At 56.0% G+C, this 21,921-nt stretch carries 20 protein-coding genes; 14 read left to right on the top strand and 6 right to left on the bottom strand.

Annotated elements, in window-relative coordinates; translation table 11 throughout:
* Positions 1 to 28: 28 nt before the first annotated feature.
* Positions 29 to 1,894, bottom strand: coding sequence for an ABC transporter ATP-binding protein (locus tag CGL_RS11395; protein WP_011015020.1), 1,866 nt, complete (start codon positions 1,892 to 1,894; stop codon positions 29 to 31).
* A 91-nt stretch (positions 1,895 to 1,985) separates the two neighbouring features.
* Complete coding sequence (gene malQ / locus CGL_RS11390; protein ID WP_011015019.1) at positions 1,986 to 4,106, bottom strand: 4-alpha-glucanotransferase; 2,121 nt, start codon at positions 4,104 to 4,106, stop codon at positions 1,986 to 1,988.
* 267 nt (positions 4,107 to 4,373) lie between these two features.
* Between malQ and CGL_RS11385 the strand changes: the two genes are divergently transcribed.
* The 3 genes from CGL_RS11385 to CGL_RS11375 all read left to right on the top strand — a co-directional run bounded on the left by CGL_RS11385 (position 4,374) and on the right by CGL_RS11375 (position 7,629).
* Positions 4,374 to 6,221 (top strand): AMP-dependent synthetase/ligase, encoded by a 1,848-nt coding sequence (locus CGL_RS11385; RefSeq protein ID WP_003859440.1) that lies wholly within the window; start codon positions 4,374 to 4,376, stop codon positions 6,219 to 6,221.
* Positions 6,218 to 6,598 carry a hypothetical protein gene (locus CGL_RS11380; RefSeq protein WP_003859442.1) on the top strand — a complete coding sequence of 127 codons (381 nt, stop codon included), beginning with the start codon at positions 6,218 to 6,220 and terminating at the stop codon, positions 6,596 to 6,598. The genes CGL_RS11385 and CGL_RS11380 overlap by 4 nt, the downstream gene beginning before the upstream one ends.
* A 350-nt stretch (positions 6,599 to 6,948) precedes the next feature.
* Positions 6,949 to 7,629 (top strand): hypothetical protein, encoded by a 681-nt coding sequence (locus tag CGL_RS11375; RefSeq protein WP_003859444.1) that lies wholly within the window; start codon positions 6,949 to 6,951, stop codon positions 7,627 to 7,629.
* Positions 7,630 to 7,699: 70 nt separating this feature from the next.
* On the opposite strand, the gene CGL_RS11370 is transcribed toward CGL_RS11375, so the two are convergent.
* Entirely contained in the window at positions 7,700 to 8,200 is a 501-nt protein-coding gene (locus CGL_RS11370) for a hypothetical protein (protein WP_041625527.1), read from the bottom strand.
* A gap of 97 nt (positions 8,201 to 8,297) precedes the next feature.
* On the opposite strand from CGL_RS11370, the gene hemW reads away from it, so the two are divergent.
* The 11 genes from hemW to CGL_RS11315 all read left to right on the top strand — a co-directional run bounded on the left by hemW (position 8,298) and on the right by CGL_RS11315 (position 19,107).
* Positions 8,298 to 9,440, top strand: coding sequence for a radical SAM family heme chaperone HemW (gene hemW, locus CGL_RS11365; RefSeq protein WP_011015017.1), 1,143 nt, complete (start codon positions 8,298 to 8,300; stop codon positions 9,438 to 9,440).
* Between the two features lie 21 nt (positions 9,441 to 9,461).
* Entirely contained in the window at positions 9,462 to 10,490 is a 1,029-nt protein-coding gene (hrcA, locus tag CGL_RS11360; RefSeq protein ID WP_003859450.1) for a heat-inducible transcriptional repressor HrcA, read from the top strand.
* A 66-nt stretch (positions 10,491 to 10,556) separates the two neighbouring features.
* Positions 10,557 to 11,705 carry a molecular chaperone DnaJ gene (gene dnaJ / locus CGL_RS11355; RefSeq protein ID WP_011015015.1) on the top strand — a complete coding sequence of 383 codons (1,149 nt, stop codon included), beginning with the start codon at positions 10,557 to 10,559 and terminating at the stop codon, positions 11,703 to 11,705.
* Positions 11,705 to 12,430 (top strand): 16S rRNA (uracil(1498)-N(3))-methyltransferase, encoded by a 726-nt coding sequence (locus tag CGL_RS11350; protein WP_011015014.1) that lies wholly within the window; start codon positions 11,705 to 11,707, stop codon positions 12,428 to 12,430. Before dnaJ ends, CGL_RS11350 begins: the two co-directional genes overlap by 1 nt.
* A gap of 88 nt (positions 12,431 to 12,518) precedes the next feature.
* Positions 12,519 to 13,505, top strand: coding sequence for a PhoH family protein (locus CGL_RS11345; RefSeq protein WP_230582022.1), 987 nt, complete (start codon positions 12,519 to 12,521; stop codon positions 13,503 to 13,505).
* On the top strand, positions 13,502 to 14,092 hold the full coding sequence (ybeY, locus tag CGL_RS11340; RefSeq protein WP_011015012.1) for an rRNA maturation RNase YbeY: 591 nt from the start codon (positions 13,502 to 13,504) through the stop codon (positions 14,090 to 14,092). Before CGL_RS11345 ends, ybeY begins: the two co-directional genes overlap by 4 nt.
* Positions 14,093 to 15,415 (top strand): hemolysin family protein, encoded by a 1,323-nt coding sequence (locus CGL_RS11335; RefSeq protein ID WP_003859459.1) that lies wholly within the window; start codon positions 14,093 to 14,095, stop codon positions 15,413 to 15,415.
* A 103-nt stretch (positions 15,416 to 15,518) separates the two neighbouring features.
* Positions 15,519 to 16,436: a GTPase Era gene (gene era, locus CGL_RS11330; protein WP_011015011.1), complete on the top strand. Its 918-nt coding sequence runs from the start codon at positions 15,519 to 15,521 to the stop codon at positions 16,434 to 16,436.
* Between the two features lie 18 nt (positions 16,437 to 16,454).
* Entirely contained in the window at positions 16,455 to 17,183 is a 729-nt protein-coding gene (recO, locus tag CGL_RS11325) for a DNA repair protein RecO (RefSeq protein WP_003859464.1), read from the top strand.
* Positions 17,184 to 17,302: 119 nt separating this feature from the next.
* The gene (locus tag CGL_RS11320) at positions 17,303 to 18,034 is read left to right on the top strand and encodes an isoprenyl transferase (protein WP_011015010.1); all 732 of its coding nucleotides are present in this window, start codon (positions 17,303 to 17,305) and stop codon (positions 18,032 to 18,034) included.
* The gene (locus CGL_RS11315) at positions 18,034 to 19,107 is read left to right on the top strand and encodes a VIT1/CCC1 transporter family protein (RefSeq protein ID WP_011015009.1); all 1,074 of its coding nucleotides are present in this window, start codon (positions 18,034 to 18,036) and stop codon (positions 19,105 to 19,107) included. Before CGL_RS11320 ends, CGL_RS11315 begins: the two co-directional genes overlap by 1 nt.
* Positions 19,108 to 19,280: 173 nt before the next feature.
* On the opposite strand, the gene CGL_RS11310 is transcribed toward CGL_RS11315, so the two are convergent.
* The 3 genes from CGL_RS11310 to CGL_RS11300 all read right to left on the bottom strand — a co-directional run bounded on the left by CGL_RS11310 (position 19,281) and on the right by CGL_RS11300 (position 21,822).
* Positions 19,281 to 20,834 carry an HNH endonuclease signature motif containing protein gene (locus CGL_RS11310; RefSeq protein WP_011015008.1) on the bottom strand — a complete coding sequence of 518 codons (1,554 nt, stop codon included), beginning with the start codon at positions 20,832 to 20,834 and terminating at the stop codon, positions 19,281 to 19,283.
* Between the two features lie 141 nt (positions 20,835 to 20,975).
* Complete coding sequence (locus CGL_RS11305) at positions 20,976 to 21,410, bottom strand: Fur family transcriptional regulator (protein ID WP_011015007.1); 435 nt, start codon at positions 21,408 to 21,410, stop codon at positions 20,976 to 20,978.
* Positions 21,411 to 21,450: 40 nt separating this feature from the next.
* Entirely contained in the window at positions 21,451 to 21,822 is a 372-nt protein-coding gene (locus tag CGL_RS11300; protein ID WP_003857049.1) for an ArsR/SmtB family transcription factor, read from the bottom strand.
* Positions 21,823 to 21,921: the final 99 nt, after the last annotated feature.

Below are 21,921 nucleotides of genomic sequence, written 5' to 3'. Positions count from 1 at the left end.
GGCACTGGGGGATTGTTCTTTCGCGGGGCTAGTCCTCTTCTTCAGCTGGTGCATCGCCAGTGAAACCAAAGGCGCGCAGACGCTCCCGGTCGGCTTCTGCTGTGGAGTTGGTCAGGCGCAGCAGTTCGGAATAGATACCGCCTGAGACTGCGAGCTCGGTAGGAGATCCGACCTCTTCAACCCGTCCGTTTTGGATGGTCACGATGGTATCGACGCCTGCGATGGTGGACAGGCGGTGGGCGATCATTAAGGTGGTGCGGTTTTCCATCAGCTGTTCCAAACCGGCTTGGACTGCCTGCTCAGACTTGGTATCCAGTGCAGAGGTGGCTTCATCGAGAACAAGAAGTGGGGCATCTTTAAGCATGGCCCGTGCCACAGAGACGCGCTGCTTCTGGCCACCAGAAAGTTTGAGTCCGCGTTCACCGACGACGGTTTCATATCCTTCAGGGAAGGCGGAAATGAACTCATGTGCGTTGGCTTTCTTAGCCACTTCGATGATCTCTTCGCGGGTGGCACCTGGGCGACCGTAGGCGATGTTTTCTGCAATAGATCCAGAGAACAAGCTGGCGTCCTGGAAGACCACACCCACGGATGCGCGAAGTTCCTCGGAAGTCAGATCTTTAACATCCACGCCACATACTGCAAGGCTGCCGCTGTTTGGTTTGTACAGACCTAACAGAAGGTTGACCAGGGTGGATTTACCGCCGCCGGATTCACCGACCAACGCGATGCGCTCGCCGTGGCGGGCGGTAATGGACACGTCGGAAATAACCGGCTTGCCTTCTTCGTAGGCGAAGGTGACGTTTTTGAATTCCATCGCTGGTTCTCCAGCGGGCAGCGCGGCGGGCGTGCCCACACTGATGCGTGGAGTGTCTGAGGCGAGGGTGGCGTCGACAAGCTCCTTATTGGCGGTGGGCTCGACCTGCTGCGCCATGACCTCGAAGTAGTCGCGGGAGCCGGCGATGGCGCGCTGCGCGGAGTCGACGATGTAGCTCATCATGTACACCGGTTGCTGCGCCATGGTGACAAGCTGGATGAGCATGACCATGTCGCCGATGGTGAAATGGCCGTGCAAGGTGCGGTAGAAAATCAGCAGGTGAATGGCCAGGAAGATGATATTTAGTGCCGCGCCACGGAGAGTATCCATGCGGTGCCACCAACCGGATTGCGGCCGGGTAATCGCTACTGTTTTGCCGTAACGCCCACCGAAATCAGCCAGCTCGCGGGTCTCTGCGACGAATGATTTAACAACCTTGACCTGGCCGACAACCTCAGCGAAGCGGCCGTTAGCCACGTCGATTTCATGGTTTTTCTCGCCCTCATATTTCTGCCAGCGTTTCGATGTCAACGCCGTCAGCCACATGTAAATCGGGAACAACATGGCCAGCAGAATTGCCAGAGGCCAGTAGAAAATCGCGGAAATAATCAGCACTGCCACCATGGTGATGAGCATGGGGAAGAAGTTGTTGGAGAAGCTCTGCATGAACTGCGTGATGCCGTTGATTGATCGATCAAGGCGGGCGATGATGGTGCCGGTGACCTGATTATCAAAATACTTCTGAGGCAGCGCCAACAGCTTTGCGTAATAGCGCGTGGCCAGAATCTGGCGCATACGAGATGCCATGACATCACCGATGTAGCCACCGATGTTGGTCATCACCGTATTGAGGAAGCTTGCGACAAACAGGGCTAAAGCTAAGAAAATAATAGTGCGAGTAACTGCATCGACGGTGTTAGATCCGGTTACTGCAGAAACAATGGAATCTGTTGCTTCGCGGAGAATAAACGGCGACAGCAGCGACAACGCCGCGATCACAATGGATACGACGATAATTCCGAGATAGTAGGGCCAAAGCGCAGACGTGGTTTTTAAAATTCGACCAAGAAGTCGCATTAGTAGGTGGTGGCTCTCTTTGATAAAGATGTAAATGAATTAGGAATGATCATTGTTCATCAGATTCGGAGCCACCACAACTGAAGCGGACCTAATCTCGCTTGCTTGCCTTTGCCACACGGTGATACAGCTCATTTTCACGCAGCGATTCAATGAGCACGGAGTTGCCTTCGCTGTCACACAGTGGGATACACCAGTTGGGATACATATCCCTCGTTGTGCCCGGCTGATTCTGTGCCCGCTTTTCACCGACCATGTCTACCAAGCAGACACAGGTCAGTGCTGAAGGGGTTTTCGCAACGAAAGTGTGCAGGCCTTCCAACAGCTCAGCCAACTCACCGCGCTGATCGCGTTCGAGTCCCACGTATTCCCGGGCTGGCAATGCGTTGGCAGATGCTGCGACATCAAGGATCTCCGCTTGCCACTGCAGATCCTCAGCGAGTTCTGCAGCAGGATCAGTGTTGAGCACCCCCAATCGCTCACGAAGAGCAATGTGCTCGCCCTCCAAATAACCAGCAGTCGGAGGGAGATCATGAGTGGTCACAGTGGTCAAGGCCAGCGGACGATACTCTTCCTGGCGGCGAGGACCCGGCTGGCTTGGGGAATGCTCGAACCATAGGATCGAGGTGCCCATGATGCCACGCTGAGCCAATGCATCTTGTACCCAAGGCTCAAACGTTCCCAGATCTTCACCAATGACAACGGCGCCTGCGAGTTCTGCTTCTAGGGCTAGAATGCCTACCAACGCATTATGGTCGAAGCGGATATAGGTGCCCGTAGCAGGGGATTGCATGCGTGGCATGACAAAGAGCCTGAACAAACCAAGAACGTGGTCCACGCGGATTCCGCCGGAGTGACGCAGCACAGTGCGCAGCAGATTACGCCACGGAATGTAGCCTTCCTCTGCAAGACGCACTGGATGCCATGGTGGCTGGGACCAGTCTTGGCCCTGCTGGTTGTATCCATCTGGTGGGGCGCCCACTGACGCATCCGGAGCAAGTACGTGGCTGAGGTTCTGGGCATCAGCACCACCTGGATGCACACCAACTGCCAGGTCTGCCATGATGCCGATCGACATTCCGGCATCGACAGCGCGCTTTTGAGCTGCCGCCAGCTGCTCATCACATAGCCACTGCAACCACATGTAGAACATGGTCAGCTCATCGCGGTCTGGCTCAGTTCCGTGGACAGATTCAGACTGTGCAGTTTCGCGGTCCGCGCACCAGGTGGCGAAATCAATAAGACCTTGGCCTTCCCGTTGCACGAAGGAGACAAAGTTGGCTTCACGTTCGCTGGAACGAGGCATTTCAAAAATGGCGCGCAGCACTTGAAGCTTTGCAGCGTAGACGTCATTGCGCTCAATGATGTCTGAGGTCAGATTGCGTTCGCGGAATTCCGCAGCCATCTCTGCGATATCATCGCGTAGATCAATCTCAAGCTGATTAAACTCCGGAATATCTTCTACCCGAATGTAGATCGGGTTGATAAAGCGCCTGGTTGTGGGCAGATAAGGAGAGTCCTCAGTAGGAGGCAGCGGCTCTGCAGCGTGCATGGGGTTGATGAGCAGGAAGTCTGCTCCATCCTGGGCAACCACACTTGCCAAGTTTCCTAAATCATTGAAATCACCCATGCCCCACGACAACGTGGAACGCACAGAGTAGATCTGCGCCATGACACCACTGCGAGGGGAATCAAGATACTTATCAGCAGTAGACAGACGAGCCGGGGTGATGATCAAACCGCACTCAGCTGAGCGTTCATTGGATTTAAGGTGAAGCTTGTGCCAACCCAAGGGGAGATCACCAGGAATCTTAAACGATGCCTCGCCCCACCTAATCCCATCAATTTCCCGTGGCGCTGTCCAGTTTTCCACCTGAGAAACATCCCGCTGCGTGCCGTCTTCCAATTCGATGTGGACATCTGCAGGGGAACCGTCGTGCACATGCACCGGGAAAACTAGTTCATCACCTTCAACTGCAACCACCGATGGAGGCAGTGGGCGAGTGAACTCTCGATCATGGAAGAGGGCAATTTGGCGTTGGATAGCGTCATCGTTGGGGAGGTTGCTTGTATCTAAATTCACACCCAGAGCACGCAGGATTTTCACTAATGTGTCATCGCTGACCTCAATATGGGCACCTTTGTAATCAGTGTAGGAAGTTGCTACGCCGTAGAGATCGGCGAGTTCATTCAAAAATCTGCGAGCAGTCACAACACAACATTATGCCACTAATAGCGTGTGGGCACAGCATATTTGTAGCGTGAGGGTAAGTTTGTTAGAAAATACATCTTTTGGATTGGGCTTTGGGGTGGCTTTTATACACCCTGATTGGTGCAGATATAAGAAGTTATTGACACACTGAATACATAGAGAAAAATTCCATGTGGTTAAAGATATGCCTAAAGATCTGACCAAAAACGTGACTAAAGACGTGACGACACAAGTACAGCCAAATTAAAGGAAAGGTTGAATTTGACCATGACTTCACCTAATACCCTGCAGGAATACACTGAACCTGCCAAGTACACCATCGGAGAATCTGAAACCTGCCTGACCGCCCTTCTAGATCAGATTAAGACTCGACCTTACGGAGTTTTGTTCAGCAAGCCTGCCAACTATGAGTGGGTGAATGTAACTGCCAAAGAATTTCAGGACGAGGTTTTTGCGGTTGCAAAAGGAATTATTTCAGTCGGCGTAGAGCAGGGAGACCGTGTCGCGCTGCTGTCCAATACTCGCTATGAGTGGGCTGTGCTTGATTTCGCTATCTGGGCCGCTGGCGCAGTGAGCGTGCCTATCTACAGCTCCTCTTCACTGTCCCAAATTGAGTGGATCATTGAGGATTCCGGCGCTGTTTTGGCCATTACCGAAACCCCTGATCATACCGACTTGATGAAGAACCTGGTCATCGGTGAAGACGGAACTCCAGCGATTAAGGGTTCACCTTCCAAGCTGCGCCGCATTCTAGAGATCAACTCTTCGGCGTTGGAGACCTTGAAGTTTGAGGGCCGCGAGCTTTCTGATGAGCTGGTGTGGGAACGCATTCATGCAACCAAGGCCGCTGACCTGGCGTCTTTGGTGTACACCTCTGGCACAACTGGTAGGCCGAAGGGCTGCGAGTTGTCCCACTACCACTGGTTGGCTGAGGTCCGAGCGCTGATCACCAATGACATCGGAGCGATCGCGATGCCAGGTTCAAGGTTGCTCACCTTCCTTCCTTTGGCGCACGTTCTTGCTCGCGCAGTGCACTTGGCCTTCGCTGTCACCGGTGCAACCCAGTCCCACTGGTCTGATTTCAGCACCCTTACTTTGGAACTGCAGCGTTCCCGCCCGAACCTGATTTTGGGTGTTCCACGCGTGTTTGAAAAGGTCCGCAACGCCGCTGCTGCTAATGCTGCTGACGGTGGCGCAATCAAGCGCATCATGTTTGAGCGTGCCGAAAAGGCGGCCATTGAATACTCCATGGCTCTTGATACTGCAGAAGGCCCAAGCAAGTCCCAGGTTATGGCACATAAAGCGTTTGACAAGCTGGTGTACTCCAAGATCCGTGCAGCTGTCGGTGGCGATGTGCAGTACGCCATCACCGGTGGTTCAGCGATGGGGCAGGAGCTGCTGCACTTCTTCCGCGGTGTGGGCATGACCATCTACGAAGGTTATGGTCTGACGGAATCTGCGGCTGCTGCAGCGGTGGACTTCACTGATCAAAAGATCGGCACTGTGGGTAAGCCGATGGGTGGCATGACCATCAAGATCAATGAAGATGGCGAAATCATGCTAAAAGGCGAGATGTTGTTCCAGGGATATTGGAACAACCCAGAAGCCACAGCAGAAGCCCTCCACGACGGTTGGTTCAACACCGGCGATCTGGGTGAGCTGTTGGAGTCTGGACACCTGGTGATCACCGGACGTAAGAAAGATCTGATCGTGACCGCGGGCGGCAAGAACGTTTCCCCAGGACCCATGGAAGACATCATCCGCGCACACCCACTGGTCAGCCAGGCCATGGTGGTGGGCGATGGTAAACCATTCGTTGGCCTGCTGGTGACCTTGGATCCAGATATGTTGAAGCGGTGGAAGCTGAACCACAACATTGCGGAATCCCGCACGGTTTCTGAGATTGCTACTGATCCTGCACTGCGTGCGGAAATCCAGGATGCAGTCAACAACGCTAATGCCACGGTGTCTCATTCAGAGGCGATCAAGCGGTTCTACATCCTTGATCGCGACCTGACCGAGGAAGCCGACGAGCTGACCCCAACGCTGAAGGTCAAGCGCAACGTTGTTGTTCGCCGTTACGCAGACGCCATCGACCACATCTACAACCGATGAGTAACACAGAGACCCAATTTGATTGGGATGGATCGACATGGACCCGCACCGAAGTCGGCGAAGCACCAACACGCTTCGCTGTGGGCGTGATGGAGGATTTCGCCTACATTGCAGCCACTGGCACGGACGGGGATGAAGAGTTCTTTACTTTGGGCTCAAATCCGGGTCTGACGTTTGGTGATCCCGAGTGGCTTTTCGCTCAGGATAATCCGCAGTATGTGGTGGAGTGCATTGGCCAGCAGGGAACCGAGCCGGCAGCCCTGAAGGTTGTAGATAAATATTTGTCGCGACTATCTGATGAGGAGTCACGTGGCGAACCCACGCGGATTCTCAATGAATTGGTCTCGGCGATGGAGTTGCCGGCATTGCCGTGGTGATTTTTCTCGGGCTTTAGTGAGGTAACCGCAATCGCTGTCAGCTCTTGCTTCATCTCACGACCTCAAATTTCCGACACACCGGCGCGCCGTCACGACATTCCAAGCTGTTTCACATAAAGTCAGAACCCGTTAAGGGAAACTCTCAAGTGTTACTTGAGGGTCTCAAGGTGTGAAAATGCACTAAAGAGCTTGAAAAACATGGTTGTTAACCGTGTGACTCCTGTCGTGTTTGGTGCGAATGTTAGCTGGAAAATAGCTGAGAAATTGGCTAGAGGACGGCTAGCAAACCGGATCAAGACCGGCTAGAACTTTAGCTACGAGGCAAGAAAAGGAAGGTGTGTTGGAACGCGATGAGCAGTACAACCGCACAGCTACGCCACCGAGAGCTGACCCAGGAGATCTACAACATCGGCGACGAGGTCGCTGAATACATTGAGCACATCATGGAAGCAGTCTCCGACTGGGATCTGGAGCTCGTGGAAGATTGCCTCGCTGAATTCGATGAGATCATCACTGAAGCCCGCGATGACTCCCGCACTGTTGTGGCTGAACTTTCAGGCCTGCGTCACGCACTAACCACTGGTATCCGTCAGGGCACCGTGAGCGCTAGAGCCACGGTGGAGGTGGACGTCGATAAGCCGGAACGCCTGACCGCCTCCGAGCTGGAGCGCGACTTCGATATTGATGCCGGCCTCGTTGATGTACGCGATCTGTCGACCGCGCTCAATGCGCGCACAGACGCTGTGGTTAAGCGCCTGGAGGCCACTGTGGAGTGGGTGCTGGCGGAAACTGACAAGGTGGCCAACGATCTGGATTCCCTGTCTCTGCCACTGCTTTATGGCCGCGTTGCAGCGGTGATCGAAAGCGCCACCAGCGCATGGATCAACGCAGTGGGCACCGCCAATCCGGCGTATGTGCGCACCATGCGAGGCAGCAACCCGCCACGTTTCCTGCTTGAGCGTGCGCGTATCGACGCTGTCGTGGCCCGGGTTGCAGACAAGCTTGCGCAAAAGCGCAACGCTGTTTCCTAGAAATCTCGGTGCAGCAAAAACTAAAACCCCGGGCGCTCAACGCGACTCCCGGGGTTTTCTCGTTACTGTTCTAGTACTTCAGCAACTCTGACACGAATGGCAGATGAGGCATGCGGTAGGCAAGCTCAGAGATGACATCAAATAGTGCGGAGCGCTTTTCTTCGTCGCTTTGGCGGCGTGGCTCGACGCTTACTTTGATGGTGAAAGAGTCGATCTCACCGTTTTTGTCAGAGACAGTGAAAACTGGGGCGACTGATGCTGCGCCACTTAAGTTCTTTGGCACTGCGATGACGATGCTGTTGTCGAGTCCGACGAGGATTTGGAAATCTTCGAAAGGTTTCGCGACTTCTACGGTGAGGTCCTCGTAGTTTCGGGTGCCCTGGTAGGGGATGTGGACGATATCGCCTGGTTTTGCCTCAATGTCTTCCCAGAGATCTGGGGTGAGAATATTGATTGCTTTGTTGGGATCGAGTGCCACTGACTCTGCAACTGTGGTGGGCTCTACCAATTCGGAAGCGTGCGCAGGTGCAGCCCCAAAAAGAAGCGCTGTTGCCAGCGCCGCTGCGACCATCTTCCGTTTCATACCCTGCACTCTACCCTGTTCTTAGGAATTCGCTATGTTTAACATCAATTAATCATGTATAGGGGGCAGGCACTAGGCTTGGGGCATGTCAGTTTTTGGTGTGTATATTCATGTGCCGTTTTGTTCAACTCGGTGCGGTTATTGCGATTTCAACACCTATACTGCTGGGGAATTAGGTAGTACTGCAGGCCCGGACACCTATCTTGACTCGTTGGAAGTTGAGTTGGAGATGGCTGTGGCTTCGCTGGATAATCCTCGGCAGGCGGAAACTATCTTTATTGGCGGGGGTACCCCGTCGTTGATTGGTGCGGACGGTTTGGCCAGGGTTTTGGGGGCTGTGCGCAATACTTTTGGCATTGCGGATGGTGCGGAAGTCACCACGGAGTCCAATCCGGAGTCTACCTCGCCTGAGTTTTTCGATGGCCTGCGTGAGGCGGGCTACAACAGGATTTCGTTAGGGATGCAGTCGGCGTCGTCAAGCGTTTTGAAGGTGCTGGACCGCACGCACACCCCAGGGCGCCCGGTGGCGGCGGCCAAGGAGGCACGTGAGGCGGGGTTTGAGCATGTCAATTTGGACATGATTTATGGCACGCCGACAGAGACCGATGATGATGTCCGCAAGACGCTGGATGCGGTGCTCGAAGCGAACGTGGATCACGTGTCTGCCTATTCCTTGATCGTGGAAGATGGCACGGCGATGGCGCGCAAGGTGCGCAAGGGCGAGCTGCCAGCGCCGGACGAGGATGTCTACGCTGATCGTTTTGAGCTTATCGACGCTCGCCTGCGCTCAGCTGGTTTCGATTGGTACGAGGTGTCCAACTGGGCGAAACCCGGCGGAGAATGCAAGCACAACATGGGCTATTGGGTCGACGGCGACTGGTGGGGCGCGGGCCCGGGCGCGCACTCGCACATCGGCGACCGCCGCTTCTACAACATCAAGCACCCAGCGCGTTACTCCGCGCAGATTGCGGCCGGCGAGCTGCCCATTAAGGAAACAGAGCGGCTGACGGCGGAAGATCACCACACCGAGCGCGTCATGCTTGGTTTGCGCCTGAAACAAGGCGTGCCGCTGAACCTTTTCGCACCCGCAGCGCGCCCGGTCATCGACCGTCATATCGCAGGGGGCCTGCTGCACGTCAATGCGCTGGGCAACCTGGCGGTGACCGATGCGGGACGTTTGCTTGCCGACGGCATCATCGCCGACATTTTGCTTAGTGAAGAAGACTAAATATTTAGTAGGGTTACAGACATGGTGAGTGCAACAGAGAAACGTAGATACGAAGTGTTGCGGGCCATCGTCGCTGATTACATTGCGTCTCAGGAACCTGTCGGATCGAAGTCACTCCTCGAGCGCCATAAGCTCAACGTGAGTTCTGCGACGATCCGCAACGATATGTCGGTGCTGGAATCCGATGGCTTTATCGTCCAGGAGCATGCAAGTTCTGGCCGGGTACCAACCGAAAGGGGTTACCGCCTTTTTGTTGATTCCATCCATGACATCAAACCGCTGTCGCTGGCGGAACGGCGCGCTATTTTGGGCTTCCTTGAAGGGGGAGTGGACTTAGAGGACGTGCTGCGCAGATCTGTGCAGCTGTTGTCTCAGCTCACCCATCAGGCTGCCGTGGTGCAGCTGCCCACCCTGAAAACAGCGCGCGTGAAGCACTGCGAGGTGGTGCCGCTGTCGCCGATGCGCTTGCTGCTGGTGCTCATTACCGATACTGGCCGTGTAGATCAGCGCAACGTGGAACTTGAGGAACCGCTGGCGGCGGAAGAAGTTAATGTGCTGCGCGATCTGCTCAACGGCGCGCTAGGGGAGAAAACGCTGACGGCTGCATCAGATGCGCTGGAAGAGTTGGCTCAGCAAGCCCCAACCGATATTCGTGATGCCATGCGCCGCTGCTGCGATGTGCTGGTGAACACGCTTGTCGATCAACCCTCTGACCGCCTGATCCTCGCCGGCACCTCAAACCTCACCCGCTTAAGCCGGGAAACCTCCGCGAGCCTGCCCATGGTTTTAGAAGCCTTGGAAGAGCAGGTGGTCATGTTGAAACTGCTGTCCAATGTCACTGATCTTGACCAAGTGCGCGTGCATATTGGCGGCGAAAATGAAGACATTGAGCTGCGCAGCGCAACGGTGATTACCACCGGTTACGGCTCCCAGGGCAGCGCACTGGGCGGATTGGGGGTGGTTGGCCCCACCTATATGGACTACTCGGGAACAATTTCTAAGGTGTCCGCCGTTGCTAAGTATGTTGGTCGTGTGCTCGCTGGCGAATAGCTGCGGGTATAGTTGGCCATTTGTTTTGATTAATCTGTTTAGAAGCTAAAGGAAGTATCACCCACCGTGGCACGTGACTATTACGGCATTCTCGGCGTCGATCGCAATGCAACCGAATCAGAGATCAAAAAGGCATACCGAAAGCTTGCCCGCAAATACCACCCGGACGTAAACCCAGGTGAGGAAGCAGCGGAGAAATTCCGCGAGGCTTCTGTTGCGCATGAGGTACTCACTGATCCGGATAAGCGCCGCATTGTTGATATGGGCGGTGACCCAATGGAGCAAGGCGGCGGAGCTGGCGCTGGTGGCTTCGGTGGAGGCTTCGGCGGCAGCGGTGGACTGGGCGATATCTTCGATGCCTTCTTCGGCGGTGGCGCGGGCGGTTCCCGTGGACCACGTTCCCGCGTGCAGCCAGGCAGTGACACCTTGTGGCGCACCTCCATCACCTTGGAAGAGGCTTACAAGGGCGCTAAGAAAGATCTCACCCTTGACACCGCAGTGCTGTGTACCAAGTGTCATGGTTCTGGATCTGCATCCGACAAGAAGCCTGTTACCTGTGGCACCTGTAATGGCGCTGGTGAAATTCAGGAAGTGCAGCGCAGCTTCCTGGGCAACGTCATGACGTCCCGCCCATGCCACACCTGCGATGGCACCGGTGAGATCATCCCAGATCCTTGCACTGAGTGTGCAGGAGATGGTCGTGTGCGTGCTCGCCGCGACATCGTGGCCAACATCCCAGCTGGCATCCAGTCCGGCATGCGCATCCGCATGGCAGGCCAAGGTGAGGTTGGCGCTGGTGGCGGTCCTGCGGGTGACCTCTACATTGAAGTCATGGTGCGCCCGCACGCCATCTTCACCCGCGATGGCGACGATCTGCACGCCAGCATCAAGGTTCCAATGTTCGATGCAGCGCTTGGCACCGAATTGGACGTGGAATCCCTCACCGGCGAAGAGGTGAAAATTACCATCCCTGCAGGTACTCAGCCCAACGATGTGATCACCTTGGATGGTGAAGGCATGCCGAAGCTGCGCGCAGAAGGCCACGGCAACCTCATGGCGCATGTCGATCTATTTGTGCCAACCGATTTGGATGACCGCACCCGCGAATTGCTTGAAGAAATCCGCAACCATCGCAGCGACAACGCTTCCGTGCATCGCGAAGGCGGAGAAGAATCCGGTTTCTTTGACAAGCTCCGAAACAAGTTCCGCAAATAATGTCACTGCCAGTATTTATCTCTGATTCCGCAGCCGGACCAGGCGAAACCATTGAGCTCGCCGGTCCGGAAGGCCGGCACGCCGTCACCGTCAAACGGATCCAGGTAGGCGAAAAGATTTCGCTTATCGACGGCCGGGGTACAGCGCGCACCTGCACGGTCACCGCCTTGCAGGGCAAAGACCGCCTGAACGCTGTGGTGGATTTGGTCGAGGAAATCCCCGCACCGAACCCACAGGTCACCATCGTGCAGGCTATCCCCAAATCAGAGCGTTCCGAGCTGACCATCGACCTGCTCACCCAAGCTGGCGCCGATCGGATTGTTGCGTGGCAAGCATCGCGCTGCGTAGCAAAATGGGGCGGCAAGGAAGCAAAATCACTGGCTAAATGGCAGGTGGCTGCGGAAGCAGCCGCCAAGCAATCGCGGCGCGCAACGATCCCTGAAATTCTTGGCGTAGTGGGGGAGGAGGGCGTCGAAAAGCTTATCGACGAATCCGACCTGGCCATCATCCTGCACGAAGAAGCAACCGCCGCGATCCGTGAACTGGAATTTTCCGGCAACGTCGTGGTGATCATCGGACCCGAAGGTGGCGTCGCGCCATCGGAAATTTCACGCTTCGTCGACGCTGGCGCACACACCGTGAAACTAGGCCCTGAGGTGTTGCGCACTGCCTCCGCAGGCATGGTGGCGCTCGCAGCTATCGGCGTGCTGTCTGACCGCTGGTAACATTTCTCTGACATAACCTTTCTTGAACATTCCGAAAGCAGGCCGAACTAGCACTGTGACTGCCCCGCGAAAAACCCGCACAGAAGTAATCACCACTGTCCTCAATCTAGAACGCACGCTCGCGCAAACCGTTTTAGGAATCAACGACGAAAACCTGCGTGTGTTGGACAATCAAATTGATTGCGATATTCACGTGCGTGGCACCCACGTGGAACTCACCGGGCCAGCCCACGAAGTCTCCCGCGCCTCGAAAATATTTGAGGAACTGCAGGCGATTGCCCGTCGAGGACATGTGATTAGCCCTGAGACAGTAAAAAATGTCATCAGCATGATTAACGTGGAGACGCCGCAAACCGTCTCTGAAATCTTGACCGGCGATATCCTTGCTCGCCGTGGCAAAGTGATCCGCCCTAAGACGCTTGGCCAAAAGCACTACGTGGACGCGATTGATACCAACACGATTGTGTTCGGTCTGGGCCCAGCCGGTTCCGGTAAAACCTATCTGGCCATGGCAAAAGCCGTCCAAGCGCTGCAATCAAAGCAGGTCAGCCGCATCATCTTGACCCGCCCCGCAGTGGAAGCCGGCGAGAAACTCGGCTTCTTGCCCGGCACCCTGAACGAAAAGATCGACCCCTACCTGCGCCCGCTTCACGACGCGCTGCGCGACATGGTCGAACCAGAAGTCATTCCAAAACTCATGGAAGCCGGCATCGTAGAAGTCGCCCCACTTGCCTACATGCGCGGACGCACCCTCAACGATGCATTCGTGATCCTGGATGAAGCCCAGAACACCACCCCAGCACAGATGAAGATGTTCCTCACCCGCCTGGGATTCGGTTCCAAAATGGTAGTCACAGGTGACATCACCCAGGTGGACCTCCCAGGAGGCCAAAAGTCCGGCCTGCGCCTGGTTCGCCACATCCTGCGCGGAGTAGACGATGTGCACTTCTCCGAGCTCACCTCATCCGACGTGGTCCGCCACCAACTGGTTGGACACATTGTGGATGCATACGAAGACTATGAAGAACGCGAGGCCCGCGAATTGAAACGCAAACGCCAGGAGACACGGCCATGAGCATTGAGGTATTCAACGAATCAGGATACGACGGCGTCAATGAAGAAATGCTCATTGATGTCCTCTCCTTCGCACTCGGGGAAATGGACATCCACCCCGACGCCGAAGCATCCATCCACATCGTCGACGTCGACACCATCGCCGATCTCCACGTGAAATGGCTTGATCTTGAAGGCCCAACCGACGTGATGAGCTTCCCGATGGATGAGCTCACCCCCGGCTACTCCCGCCCCGACGGCGCCACCCCCGGCCCCGCCATGCTGGGCGACATTGTGCTGTGCCCAGAGTTCGCGGCAAAGCAAGCGACCAAAGCAGGCCACGACTTAGCCCACGAGCTAGCTTTGCTGACCGTGCACGGCAGCCTGCACCTGCTTGGCTACGACCACGTCGATCCAGCCGAAGAGCGTGAAATGTTCGCCCTTCAAAACGAGCTGCTTGCCGATTGGTACGACAACGTCGAAGCCCGTGGCGTCACCTACCAGCCAAAACCATCCGGCGCCGGTGCATTCCCCACCGCTGCTGATCGTCTGGAATTGGACGAAAAGATGGAAGCGGATGACTCTGGCTTTGGAGGCGTTGAGTCCTAGGTGGAATCCTCAGTTATATGGTTGAGCATCGCCACAGTCGTTGCGTTGCTCTTCTCCGGTTTATTAGGTGCGGTTGAATCTGCGCTTTCTTCTGTTTCCCGCGCCCGCGTTGAACAAATGCTCAAGGATGAAGCCTCCGGGTCCGCGTCCTTGCTGCGAGTCATCGACGAACGCGCACTCCACATCAACATGCTCATCATGTTGCGCACCTTGCTGGATGCCTCCGCAGCAGTCTTCGCCGGGGCAATCGCAGTCAATGTGATGGACAGCTGGGCGTGGGGCATCGTCCTGGCCATCGTGGTGGTTTCCCTCCTGACCTTCGCAGTAGTGGGCGTGTTTGGCCGCACCGTTGGCCGCAAAAACCCATATTCAGTGATGCTTCGCTCCGCAGTCGTGCTGAGCGGTTTAGCTAAAATCCTTGGCCCCATTGCACGTGGCCTCATCTGGATCGGCAACATCATCGCGCCCGGCCCAGGTTTCCGCAATGGCCCTTACGCCACTGAAGTGGAACTGCGTGAGATGGTCGATATCGCCCAAGAACACGGCATCGTGGAAATTGAAGAGCGCCGCATGATCCAGTCGGTGTTCGACCTGGCATCCACGACGGTTCGCCAGGTGATGGTGCCACGTCCTGAAATGATCTGGATTGAATCTGGAAAAACAGCCGGGCAAGCAACCGCGCTGTGCGTGCGCTCTGGTCATTCGCGCATCCCAGTCATCGGTGAAAACGTCGACGACATCATCGGCATCGTCTACCTCAAAGACTTGGTCCAAAAAACCTACTACGCCACTGATGGCGGAAAGTCTGTGCTTGTAGACGAGGTCATGCGCGAAGCTACCTTCGTGCCAGACTCCAAGTCCCTTGATGCGCTGCTGCAGGAAATGCAGGAAGACCACAAACACATCGCAATCCTGGTTGATGAATACGGCGGCGTGGCAGGTCTTATTTCCATTGAGGATATTTTGGAAGAAATCGTCGGTGAAATCGCTGATGAATATGACGCCCGCGAAGTAGCCCCCATCGAGAAAATCGGCGACCGCACCTACCGCGTGGTCTCCCGACTCTCGCTGGAAGATCTCAAAGACCACATCGAAGAAGAACTCGACCTAGAAATCGAATTCGGTGATGAAATTGAAGATCAGGTCGACACTGTCGGTGGCCTTATTGCCTTTGAACTTGGCCGAGTGCCTCTGCCGGGTGCCACTGTGGAAACCTGCGGACTAAAGCTCACCGCCGAGGGAGCCAAGAACCGCCGGGGTCGTTTGCGCATGCATTCAGCAGTCGTAGAAGTTGGCGAGCCCAGCGAGGACAACGAAGGTTAGTTTTTTACAGCAGTAGGGGACTATGCTGGGACGTCCAAGGAAACCGGCCCTTTTTTGCCAAGAAGTGGCTGGTTCGATCATCCCAAACTTTCAAAGAGGATTTATGAGCTTTACCGATACCCCTGATGGCTTCCGCTCCGGCTTCGTCAGCTTCGTGGGACGTCCCAACACCGGCAAGTCCACCCTGACCAACGCGCTGGTCGGCGAGAAAATCGCCATCACCGCAAACCAGCCAGAAACCACCCGCCACCCAATCCGTGGCTTGGTCCACCGCGACAACGCACAGATCATCGTCGTGGACACCCCAGGCCTGCACCGCCCACGCACCTTGCTGGGTGAGCGCCTCAACGAAGCAGTTAAAGACACCTACGCTGACGTCGACCTGATCGGTTTCACCGTTCCAGCAAACGAGAAGATTGGTCCTGGCGACCGCTGGATCCTTGAAGCAGTCCGCAAGGTATCGCCTAAAACTCCTATCCTCGGCATCATCACCAAAGCAGACAGCGTCTCACGTGACTTGGTTGCGGCCCAACTGATGGCTGTCCATGAGCTGCTCGGCGGAAACAGCGAGGTAGTCCCAGTGTCTTCCACCTCGGGGGAAAACGTCGAAACGCTTATTAAGGTCATGACCGACCTGCTGCCTGAAGGCCCCAAGTTCTACCCGGATGATCACATCACCGATGAGGACACCAACACCCGCATCGCGGAAGCCATCCGCGAAGCAGCACTGTCTGGCTTGAAGAACGAACTGCCGCACTCCGTCGCAGTTGAGGTTGATGAAATCCTGCCAGACCCAGAACGCAACGGTGTCCTGGCTGTGCACGCCATCATCTACGTCGAGCGTGTTGGTCAGAAAGACATCATCGTCGGACACAAGGGACAGCGCCTGGGGCGCATCATCCACACCTCACGCCAAGACATCATCAAGATCCTCGGCCAAAACGTATTCCTTGACCTGCGCATCAAGGTGCTGAAGAACTGGCAATCCGATCCAAAGGCTTTGAACCGCCTGGGCTTCTAGCTTTAAGGGGGTGAGTTCATGCGTAGGGACAGTTTTCGGGACCGCGCGCTAGTAGTCAAAACTTATGATTTTGGCGAAGCCGACCGCATTATTGTGCTGCTCACCCGAGACCACGGCATCGTGCGCGGAGTTGCCAAAGGAGTACGCCGATCCAAATCCCGGTTTGGGTCAAGGCTGCAGCTTTTTGTGGAACTCGACGTGCAGCTCTACCCAGGTAGAAAACTGTCCACCATCTCTGGCGCGGACACCGTCGGCTACTACGCATCAGGCATCATCGAGGACTTCACTCGGTATTCCTGTGCGTCCGCCATCCTGGAAATCGCCACCCACATCGCAGGACTGGAAAACGATCCGCACCTGTTTGAAGAAACCACCCGGGCGTTGAAAAACATTCAGGACTCCCCAGAACCCATCCTCAACCTAGACGAGTTCATGCTCCGCGCCATGAACCACGCCGGCTGGGCACCAAGCCTTTTCGACTGCGCAGCCTGCGGCCGACCAGGACCTCACAACGCATTCCACCCAGGCGTCGGCGGGGCAGTGTGCCTGTACTGCCGACCGCCGGGAAGCGCCGAAGTCCCACCAGAAGCACTACACATGATGTGGTTGGTCGCCAACGGCCAAGCAGCCCGCATTCCCCGGGAACACCCAGAGCAGCAAACCACCATTCACCAACTGACAACCGCGCATCTGCAGTGGCATATTGAAAGAAAGCTGCCCACGCTGGCGGTGCTGGATCAGGCCTAGTGCTTAGGCTTAGGCGTCCGGCTTTAAGGCCGAGGTGCCTGGCTGAACTGCAGCCCCTCCAGACCCTGAGATCAGGCTAAATGGCAAACACAAATAGTTTGCATGGCAGAATAGCTTAGGTGAGTGAATTCCAAGTACCCGAAATCCCTGCCCAATTCCTACCCAAGCATATTGCGCTTGTCATGGATGGAAATGGACGCTGGGCTACCGAGCGTGGCATGAAGCGCACCGAAGGCCATAAGCGTGGCGAGGCAGTCCTGCTTGATGTTGTTGATGCATGCATTGAACTTGGTGTTCCGTACCTTTCTGCTTATGCCTTCTCTACTGAAAACTGGCGTCGTTCCACCGATGAGGTCCGTTTCCTCATGGGATTCAACCGAGATGTGCTGCGACGACAACGCGATGACCTACATGAAAAGGGCGTTCGTGTGCGTTGGGTTGGCCGTCGTCCCCGCCTGTGGCGTTCGGTTATCCGTGAGCTGGAAACTGCGGAAGAGCTAACCAAAGACAACACCACCATGACCTTGGCCATGTGTGTGAACTATGGTGGACGCGCCGAAATCATCGACGCAGCCCGCGACATCGCCCGCCTTGCAGCTGAAGGCAAACTGCGCCCGGAACAAATCACTGAGAAGACCTTCCCGAACTTCCTCGACGAACCTGACATGCCAGACGTCGACCTGTTCCTGCGCCCATCCGGTGAGAAGCGCACGTCAAACTTCCTGCTGTGGCAGTCTGCCTACGCGGAAATGGTCTACCAAGACAAGCTGTTCCCTGATTTCACGCAGCAAGATCTGTACGACGCGGTCCTGGAATACGCCAAGCGGGATCGCAGATTCGGAAGCGCATAATGCCCACCAACCAGCCGACGCCAGCCCAAATCAAACGCTGGCGCGGATACCTGGCCAATGAGCAAGCAGAGGCCGCAGCCTACCGCGACCTGGCCAAACGACGCGAAGGCGAAGAGCGAGACATCCTCCTAGCGCTCGCCGACGCTGAACACCGACACGCCGCTTACTGGGTGGAAAAGCTCGGCCCTGATGCCGAAAACCCACCAAAAGCCGACGTCAAAACCCGCCTGCTCGGTTTTCTAGCACGCCGATTCGGCTCCGTGTTCACCCTGGCACTCATGCAGTCCGCCGAAACGCGCAGCCCCTACGACGACGATGCCGACGCCTCCCGCCAAATCAGCGCCGACGAACGCATCCACGCCGAAGTCGTTCGAGGCCTAGCCAGCCGCGGCAGAGAACGCATGAGCGGCAACTTCCGTGCCGCCGTATTCGGAATCAACGACGGCCTGGTCTCCAACGTCGCCCTCGTCATGGGTGTCATGGCCACCGGCGTGCCCGCCCAAATTGTTCTCATCACCGGCATTTCCGGTCTGCTCTCCGGCGCGCTATCCATGGCCGCCGGCGAATACATCTCAGTGCGCTCCCAAACAGAGCTTCTCGACGCCTCCCTCCCAGACCCCAAAGCCCGCGAAGCCCTCCACGCCCTCGACGTCGAATCCAACGAACTGGAACTCGTCTACCGAGCCCGCGGAATGAGCGAAGACGAAGCGCGGGCAAAAGCGTCACAAGTTTTCCAAAGAATCAGCGACCAAAAACGCATCAGCGACAACGTCCTCGGCAGCACCGAAATCCAAAGCGCCGGCTCCGCTCGTTCGGCCGCCACATTCAGCTTCCTGTCCTTTGCCATCGGCGCATTCCTCCCGATCGTCCCATACGTCTTCGGCATGGAAGGCCTCGCCGGGGCAGTGGTGTCCCTAGTCCTCGTCGGACTATCACTGATGGCAACGGGCGCGACCACCGGCCTGCTATCGGGAAAGCCACCGGGAATCCGCGCGGTGCGTCAGCTGTCGATCGGCTACGGCGCGGCGCTGGTCACCTACGTGCTCGGCCTCCTGTTCGGCATGATCCTTTAAAAGCTCTTGCTTCTCGACGTCAGGTTGCAGGCGGCCCGGGCCCGGCTGGCCAGTTCGGGGTGTGCTGGCTTGTCGGTATGTTGATGCAAGGCATGGGTGTGTCCGGTATCAGACACACTGGGGCGACTGACAACAGGCACAACAACATGACAACAACTCAGCAATAACAAGGGCTAGAACAATCTGCCCTCATCACCAGGATCCGGCTCAGGACCAGGTGGATCCGGCGGGCTCGGCGGTTCGGGTGGTGGGCCATGATGTTTACGTCTGGCCCACGCACCACCCGAACTATCAGCAGCAGCCGACCGGTTAAACACCGGCCCCTCACCACCCACTGGGTAGTGCCCCACTCTTCCAGTAGCAGGATCGCGGTCCATAAACCCTTTACCATTGACCCCACTCCTGGAATCATCGTTGCGTGGGTGGTGATTAAAGCACTGATGCGTGAGATTGACCAGGTTGGTCAGCCCACCTCTCATCCAGGGATCTAAATGATGAACCTCGCACTCTAACTGCGGCCTGTCACAATTGGGTGCCGAGCACACCAACTCAGAAGCAAACAACGCGATGCGTTGAGTCAGGTTCGCTGAGCGCTGCATCCTATTGACGTTCAACGGCTGCCCCGTCTCACCATCGAGGAGCACAGCGAAGTCGTATTTCGCAGCGATGAGGTTCATGATCTCCGCCAAGTTCAATGAGTAACCCGTGTTCGTGGGGTACAGGTTGTTAAGTAGACTGCCATCGCCATGATCACCGTGGTTGATCTCGTCAAGATCATCGGTGGTCATGGAGATGATGATGCTGGCTGTTCCACCACGAGCTGGGGTGACAATACCGTGGTTGTAGATCTCCATGATGTGATGCAACGCATCCGCATGGCGTTGCCCGCGGGTGCGCATATCTTCTGCTGCTGGTAGATCCACGAGGTTGCCACGTTTGGTTAACGGTGCGGTGTTCGCGGTGATCAGTGCTGCGGTGGCTGCGGGCACGAGGCCGCTGATGCGGACCATGTTGTCGGCATCGGGTTTACCTACTGAGAGGTAGCGCCTTTTCATGGCGGTGATGGGGTTGGGGTTGTTTTTGTTCGCGGTGGTGACCTGGTGGCGTAGCCACGTGCGGAGGTCTTCTGGGGTGCGCCAGATCGCTTGACTCAGGGCTTGGGTGCGTAGTTCCTCGGCGCTGGGTGTGGTATTCGGGTTGAGGCGGGCGAGTTCGTCGGTGATGATGGCGTGTTTTTCCGCGCTGATCCGTGGCCTACGGGGCTTATCACTATCAGGTTTGCCGTCTTCAGGCTTGTCCGGTTCGGGGTCGGGGTCATCATCGCCGGAGTCGTCATCACCCGAGTCGCCACCATCAGGACCGCCATCGGGATTGCCACCATTACCGCCGTTGCCAGATCCAGAGTTTGGCTTCGGTATGGGGTAGAGGGAGTGGGCGAGATTGATGCGGTGGTGGGCGCGTGCTTTAGATAGGCCGAAGGTGGTGGTGAGGTAGTCGATGAGGTGGGTGGAGCCAATCGACTGCGCAGCATTGGTGCGTTCGGCGAGGGCGGTGGTTTGGGCGGCGATGGTGGCGTGGTGGTTGATGGTGTGTTCTAGGGCGATGAGGTCGGGCTCGATGGCCTTGTATTGGTCTGGGGTGACACCATGGTCAAGCATGCTGGCCAAATGGTTGTCGATGGCGTTGAGTGCTGTGGTGAGTGCTTGGACGTGTGTGGTGATGCTCATGGTGTCTTCCCCCTTTCCCGTTTAGTTCCCTGTGCTAATACCAACCACCATACCCGATCAAATTTTCGAATACAAGGCTATTTTTCGAAATAGAAAAGCTGTCGAGCACTCACATGTTCGACAGCTTCATATGTCCTTGAACTACGTAACTTTTTCCTTACAATCAGCGCAAAGTCCAAAGATTTCAGCCTCGTGACTACTGAGAGCAAAGCCGTTTTTAGTGGCAATTTCCTGTGCCCATGTCTCTACTGGACCGCCATCGATTTCGACTGTGCGACCGCAATTGGTGCAGACCAGGTGATGGTGGTGTCCCTCGTCGTGGCATTGGCGGTACAGAGTTTCTCCACCCGTGACGGTAAGTACGTCGACTGCTCCGATGTCGGCGAGGGATTGGAGGGTTCGGTAGACGGTTGTGAGGCCGACGTTGTGTTCCCTGGTGGATAGCTCGTGATGGATTTCTTTGGCGGAAGCGAAGTTATCGATTTCCTCAAGAACGTCAATTACGGCTTTTCGCTGTCTGGTGCTTCGCACTCCCAGCTTCGGGGCAGAGCCTTGGCTGATGCGATTGATACCCACCGTTGATCCTCCTCAATGACACAAAATGTACTTCGATAGTCTACCCAGATGTGTCAACCCCTGCGTTTAGTGCCAGGAGAAGTATGTCGAGGACGAGTGGTTCGGCAAGTGAATAAGTCATTTGCCGGCCTTGACGTTCTGCGTCGACGATACCTGCAGTTTTAAGGACTTTGAGGTGCTGGCTCACTAGTGGTTGCGAACTTTTTACTAGCTTGACCAATTCGTGGACGTAGTGGGGCCTTTCATTGAGGGCGAGGATGATTTCGATTCTTAAGGGGGAATCTAGTGCCCTAATCAGCAGGCTGATCGCTTTGATGTTTTTTGCTGTTGCAAGTTTCTGAAGCTCAGCTGATGCTGTGGATTCGGACTCTTCTGCAGGGGTGACGAAATTCCGATTTGAGTGTTGAGCCACGGGGAAGTCCTTCCGTCCTTAGGCTAGGTCTGGAATGGATCTAGCACGCTTGCTATTTTACCTTCTATATAAACCTTTTATGAGGGAAATGAAAAAATA

This window comes from Corynebacterium glutamicum ATCC 13032, assembly GCF_000011325.1.
Lineage (GTDB): Bacteria > Actinomycetota > Actinomycetes > Mycobacteriales > Mycobacteriaceae > Corynebacterium > Corynebacterium glutamicum.
Note: the sequence above shows the minus strand (reverse complement) of the source record. Positions and strands in the feature narration are given on the sequence as shown.